This is a genomic window from Planomonospora algeriensis, from assembly GCF_977012225.1.
In genome coordinates, this window is sequence record NZ_CDRNDK010000544.1 from 1 (window position 1) to 3,785 (window position 3,785).

Sequence of the window (3,785 nt, forward strand, 5' to 3'; positions counted from 1 at the left end):
CGCAGGTCGCTCCGGCCGGGGGAAGTGCGGCCGCGGAGAGCGCGCCGGTGCGGAACCCGTTCGCGAGGACCGGCAGGCTGGCGGCCGCGTCGTGCCCGGAGCCGCCGATCACCGAGGGCGGGATCCCCCGCACGCGCGAGTACCTGGCGGCGGCCGTGAAGTGCCTGGACCGGGCCTGGTCCGCGCATTTCTCCCGGGCCGGGCTGAAGTTCCGCAAACCCGCGGTGCGCTTCTACGAGGAGCTCCCGGAGTACGTGTGCGGGGTGAAGAACCCCCACGTGGGCGCCCTCTACTGCGTCGAGCGGGCCACGCTGGTGTTCCCGCTCACCGGCATGTGGATCGAGGACCGGACCGACCTGTACCCCCTGCGGACGGCGGCCCACGAGTACGGCCACCACCTGCAGAGCCTCACCGGTGTCAGACGCGCCTACGAGGTCCTGGCCGGGCGCAGCGGAGACTCCAAGGGGGCCGAGCTCAGGCGCCGCTACGAGCTGCAGGCGGACTGCCTGGCGGGCGTGTTCCTGGGCGGCGTACGGCACTCGCTGGCGCGCACCGGGCGGGACTGGGAGGCGCTGTCCGACGCGCTCCGGGCCAGGGGCGACGATCCCGAGTACCGCTCCCACGGCACCGGCGCCAACCGGGTCCGCTGGTTCGAGCGCGGCCTCCGCACGGTCTCCCCGGCCGCCTGCGACACCTGGAGCGCCCCGCCGTCCAGGGTCTCCTGACCCGCGGAACGCGGCGTCCCGCGATGGAGCCGGCCCGGCCCGGCCGCCGCGGCCCCTTCCGGGCCGGTGCCCGCCACGTCGATCACACGCTGAGCCGGTCCGGCGGCCCGCTCAGGGCACCTGCCCGTACAGGCGTGGCAGGTCGACGAGGACGATCCTGTCGTCGGCCGCCGCGGCCGTACGGAGGTCGTCGTCGAATCCGGCTCCGCTGTAGCAGATCAGCCGGGTGCCCTCCGCGTCGTACTTCCTGACCGCCAGCAGGTCCCGCGCTCTGCGGAGCCGGTCGAGGTGGCGCAAGCCCATGACCTTGCCCCATTTCGCCTCACCCAGGGCGAGGAGCCGGGCGGGCCTGCCCGGTTCGCCGGAGGCGAGGGCGGCGACGTCCACCTGGATCGACTTCCTGCTGGAGGGGTCGGTCACGGCCCCGGAGCTCACCTGTGACGGAAGTTCGCCGAACAGCTCCAGACTGCTCCGGATGGTGAACTCCCGGCACAACTCCTCGAAGTGAGGGCCGACCACCTGGGAGAGGAAGCCGCTGCGGGACGCGGCCCACGCCTGCTCGGCGAGGCCTCGTTCCAGGAAGCTCCAGGTGCGTCGCATGACGCTCTCGTAGAACGTGATGAGAGGCTCCGTGATCCGGTAGACGGACCTGCCGGAGGCGAACGCGTCCTGCTCGCGGGTGATCAGGCGGCTGTCCTCCAGCACGGTCAGGGGATGGCCGATATGAGTGGAGGGCCGTCCGAGGTAGCCTGCGATCCCGCCGCGGGTGTTGTGCCCGGAGGCGATGGCTCCGAGCACGGCGTGGTATAGCGCGGGATCGCGGATGTCGGTCTCTTCGGCGAGGAGGTAGCGGGCCTCCCGGAAGATCGGGACCATGGGATTGAGCACGGTCCTGACCACCCAGTCGTCGAACTCCTCGCGGGAGGAGGGGGCGTCGGAGTAAAGGCCGCGAGTGACCAGGGCCGGGCCGTCGCGGGAGGTCAGGCGATGCGGCGGGCGGTGACGTCGTGGCCGCTCCAGAGCATGGCGATCTCGTGGGCCGGCTCGCCGACGAAGGTGAGCTCGACCTCGCCCTTCATCCGGGCGAAGTAACGGGTGCGCGACATCGGCCGCAACTCGGTCTTCTTCAGCCCGTGGACCTCGACCATCAGGCTCTCTCCCTCGCGCGTCACCTCGATGACCGAGGTCCGCCCCATGAACGCGCACTCGTAGCGGCCCGTGCAGGCGTCGAAGGCGGTCGGGTCCGCCGGGACGAAGACCCGCGCGCTCGGCATCTCGTACGGCTCGCCCCGCGCGATCGCCGTCAGCGCCGTCTCGATCTCGGCGTAGGCGGCGTTCTCGAAGTTCGACAGCACGACGACCGTCAGGTCGTCGGCGGGGTGGTGCGCGGTGACGCTCACGTAGCCGATGGTCCCGCCGGAGCTCTCCACGCGCCCGCCGGCCGCCGCGCAGCCGTAGGCGTAGCCGTCCACCTGCGGGGTGACCAGCAGCCGCAGCGCCCGGGGGCCGAGCACCTTCCCGGTGCACAGGCCGCGGACGCACCGGAACAGGTCCTCGGTGGTCGAGTGCAGCGCCCCGGCGGCGTACTGGTTGGAGTTGTCGAGGTACGGCGTGCGGACGACCCGCCCGTCCTGGGACATGTAGCCGTCGGCGTGGCCGGCGAGGACGTCGCCGGGCGCGCCGACCCCGCTGCGCTCCATGCCGAGCGGGGTGAGGATCTCGCTCCGGACGTGGTCGCCGTACGACCGGCCGGTGATCCGTTCGATCACCGCGCCGAGGAGGACCCAGCCGGAGTTGCTGTAGCTCATCCGCTCGCCGGGGGCGAAGAGCGGCGGCCGGTCCCGGAAGCCCGCGATCAGTTCGTCGGGGGTCCGGGGCAGGCCCATGGTCCAGGTGAAGCCCTCGGTGGTGATGTAGTCGGGGATGCCGGAGGTGTTGGTCAGCAGGTGGTGGAGGGTGACGCGGTCGCCGCCGGGGTAGCCGGGCAGGACCGTCTCCAGGGACTGCGCGACGTCGAGCACGCCCCGCTCCTGGAGCCGGAGGATCGCGATCGCGGTGAAGGTCTTGGTCTGTGATCCGATCCGGAAGGCCGTCCGCGGGGTGTTCGGCACGCCGTGCTCGTGGCTGGCCAGGCCGTACCCCCTGGACAGGATCACCCGGTCGCCCCGGGCGACCAGCACCGACCCGCTGAAGCGGCCGAGCCGGGTGTAGGCCTTCACCAGTGCGTCCATGCGCGCCGAGGTGCGCCAGTTCATGCCCTCTCCTTAGTCAACAATGATTATTCAACGTTGACTATTAGGACATGGCGGGTCGCTATAGTCAACTTTGAATATTCGCGGTCCGGATCCACGCCCAGGGAGTGCGGTTGTCCTCCAGCGCGCGCATGCTCGTGCTCGGGCTGCTCCAGCAGCGGCCCATGCACGGATACGAGATCACCCAGCTCACCGTGGAGGGAGAACTCGACCGGTGGACGCCCGTCCTGCCCGGTTCGGTCTACTACGCGCTCAACAAGCTGGAGAAGGACGGCCTGGTCCGGGCCGAGGCCGAGGAGCGGACGGGCGACCGGCTGCGGAAGATCTACGCGATCACCGAGGAGGGGCGCGCCGAGCTGAACCGCCTGCTGCTCGATACCCTCGGCCGGCCGCCGCACGGGGTGCGGTCGGCCCTGGCCCTGGCCGCGACCTGGATCCATCTGCTCCCCCGGGAGGAGGTCCTGGCCCGGCTGGCGGAGGCGGAGGCCGAGCTGGCGGAGGCCAGGGCGTACAACGAGCGGGGCCGCGCGCTGAAGGCGGGGATCTCCCCGCTGGCCGCCGCCCTGTTCGACAACGCCGCCGAGATCCTCGACGCCGACGAGCGCCTCCTGCGCCGCCTGCGCGAGCTGCTGCCGGGGCATGATGGCTGAATGCGCAGCAGACCGGGGGAAGTCCTGATTCGGGTGCTCGCCGCGGCCGGGCTGGCCGCGGCGACGGTGTTCGCCGGACCCGGCGTGCGGGCGGTGGAGCGTACGGCGGGCACGGCAGGCGGCGGTGTCCGCCGGACCCGGCGTGCGGGCGGCGGGTG

4 protein-coding genes are annotated in these 3,785 nt (G+C 72.0%); 2 read left to right on the top strand and 2 right to left on the bottom strand.

Translation table 11 applies throughout. The features are described 5' to 3' along the window. Positions 1–725: neutral zinc metallopeptidase (locus ACWJ6R_RS32085; protein ID WP_449065810.1), on the top strand; the 725-nt coding region annotated here is incomplete at its 5' end. A gap of 111 nt (positions 726–836) precedes the next feature. On the opposite strand, the gene ACWJ6R_RS32090 is transcribed toward ACWJ6R_RS32085, so the two are convergent. Beyond that, positions 837–1,625, bottom strand: a complete 789-nt coding sequence (locus ACWJ6R_RS32090; RefSeq protein WP_449065811.1) for an ATP-binding protein — start codon at positions 1,623–1,625, stop codon at positions 837–839. Positions 1,626–1,705: 80 nt separating this feature from the next. Then, entirely contained in the window at positions 1,706–2,980 is a 1,275-nt protein-coding gene (locus ACWJ6R_RS32095) for a serine hydrolase domain-containing protein (RefSeq protein ID WP_449065812.1), read from the bottom strand. Between the two features lie 110 nt (positions 2,981–3,090). Here ACWJ6R_RS32095 and ACWJ6R_RS32100 point away from each other — a divergent pair, with 110 nt between their 5' ends. Next, a complete protein-coding gene (locus ACWJ6R_RS32100) occupies positions 3,091–3,627 on the top strand; it encodes a PadR family transcriptional regulator (RefSeq protein ID WP_449065813.1) in 537 nt (178 codons plus the stop codon). Positions 3,628–3,785 lie beyond the last annotated feature (158 nt).